The organism is Curtobacterium sp. NPDC098951 (genome assembly GCF_044759965.1).
GTDB lineage: Bacteria > Actinomycetota > Actinomycetes > Actinomycetales > Microbacteriaceae > Curtobacterium.
On the sequence record NZ_JBIWAG010000014.1, the window covers coordinates 1 to 1,563 of the forward strand.

Sequence of the window (1,563 nt, forward strand, 5' to 3'; positions counted from 1 at the left end):
AAACATACTAAGATTAGCTATGAAGAAATCTATGACGATAGATTTTTTCATAGCTATTTTTTATAGTTATAGAGAGAAGTAGACTGTCCAGACTCTTGGATTTTAAATCCGTATAAAAAACAAGTCAGCTTTACTCTCGCCTTTTGAAATTCGTTTGTAGTATGTTGGGTTCTTGAAACCGTGTATAGGAAAATGAAATGAGAAAGGTTAAGTAAAGTTTTTAGCTTCTCAATTATTTCAAAGGAGGTTTTTTTATCGATTACTTAGGTGTTGATATTAGTAAAAGAAGTAGTGTAGTTGCACATTATAAAAATGGAAAATTCCAAAAAGAGTTTTTCATCCAAAATAATAAAAATGGTTACAATTATTTACTCAAGTATTTGAATGACTTAGACCACCCACAACTCATTTTTGAATCTACAGGTATCTATTCAAGAGGTATGGAACGATTTTGTTGTGTAAATCAAATTAACTATATTCAAATGAATCCGTTAGAAGCCAAATTTAAAACGAGCGCTCTAAGATCATGGAAAACTGATCAGGCAGATGCTCATAAGCTTGCTTGTTTAGGACCGACGCTTAAACAAACAGGCAGCTTACCTATACATGAGTTAATATTCTTTGAATTAAGAGAACGCGTCCGTTTTCATCTAGAAATCGAGAATGAACAAAATCGACTTAAATTTCAGATCCTTGAATTACTCCATCAAACATTCCCTGGTTTAGAAAGATTATTTAGTAGTCGATATTCAATCATTGCACTCAACATCGCAGAAATCTTTACTCATCCAGACATGGTTCTTGATATCGACAAGGATGTACTGATTACACATATATTCAATTCTACAGATAAAGGAATGTCAATGGATAAAGCTACAAAATATGCACTTCAATTAAGGGTGATTGCTCAAGAAAGCTATCCTAATGTCGATAGACATTCCTTTCTACTCGAAAAATTACGCTTACTTATTCAACAATTAAAACAATCTATTCATCATCTCAAACAATTAGATGATGCCATGATTCAATTAGCACAACAACTCGATTATTTTGAAAATATTCATTCGATACCTGGTATTGGTAAGCTAAGCACAGCTATGATTATTGGGGAGATTGGTGATATTAAGCGATTTAAATCAAATAAACAACTCAATGCTTTTGTTGGCATTGATATCAAACGATATCAATCAGGTCATACACACTGTAGAGATACCATCAACAAGCGTGGTAATAAAAAAGCGAGAAAACTTTTATTTTGGGTGATTATGAATATAATAAGAGGGCAGCATCATTATGACAATCATGTCGTCGATTATTACTACAAACTAAGAAAGCAGCCTAATGAGAAACCTCATAAGACTGCCATCATTGCTTGTATAAATCGATTATTAAAAACAATTCATTATCTTGTAATGAATCATAAATTGTACGATTATCAAATGTCACCACATTAGCCAAACGTACAATCAAATATAGTTTAACACCTTATTCAAAAAAATTAAAATGAACGGTTTAGTTAAGTAATGCTTATTTTAATTATAAGTACTTGACTAATCGTAGGAA

General features: G+C 31.5%; 1 protein-coding gene. It reads left to right on the forward strand.

The window, feature by feature from the left end; all coding sequences use genetic code 11:
* The first annotated feature begins 254 nt into the window (after nucleotides 1-254).
* The gene (locus ACIQUC_RS17855; RefSeq protein ID WP_402269466.1) at nucleotides 255-1,454 is read left to right on the forward strand and encodes an IS110-like element ISSep2 family transposase; all 1,200 of its coding nucleotides are present in this window, start codon (nucleotides 255-257) and stop codon (nucleotides 1,452-1,454) included.
* Nucleotides 1,455-1,563 lie beyond the last annotated feature (109 nt).